The organism is Flagellimonas olearia (assembly GCF_009184425.1).
GTDB classification, from domain to species: Bacteria; Bacteroidota; Bacteroidia; order Flavobacteriales; family Flavobacteriaceae; genus Flagellimonas; species Flagellimonas olearia.
Genome location: NZ_WELG01000221.1, coordinates 1 through 306, shown reverse-complemented (window position 1 = coordinate 306; position 306 = coordinate 1). Strand labels below are relative to the sequence as shown.

Sequence of the window (306 nt, the reverse complement as noted above, 5' to 3'; positions counted from 1 at the left end):
CTTTGTGATGTGAGCTTTATTTCTTTATATTGTATTTTAGAAGCGATTTTGCCTTTAAGCGATGAATTTTTGACGCTTTTCAAACCGCAATTTGAAGTGGGCAGAGCGACAAAACGCAATAAAAAGGGGGTGGTGGTGGATAAAGAAGCCATTTTGAACGCTTTAGAAAACTTTAAAAACCATTTAAAAACAAAGGATTTTCAAATCTTAAAGATCCAAGAAAGCTTAGTGAAAGGGAAAAACGGGAATGTTGAATTTTTTATCCATTTCAAGCGAGCCTAAAATTAAAAGCCTGGCTATCGGCAA

The 306-nt window shown here is 35.0% G+C and carries 1 protein-coding gene; it reads left to right on the top strand.

Going from position 1 to position 306, the window contains the following annotated elements; genetic code table 11:
• The coding region (locus F8C76_RS20120; protein WP_211372233.1) for an SAM-dependent methyltransferase at nucleotides 1-282 on the top strand (282 nt) is incomplete at its 5' end.
• Between the last annotated feature and the right edge of the window lie 24 nt (nucleotides 283-306).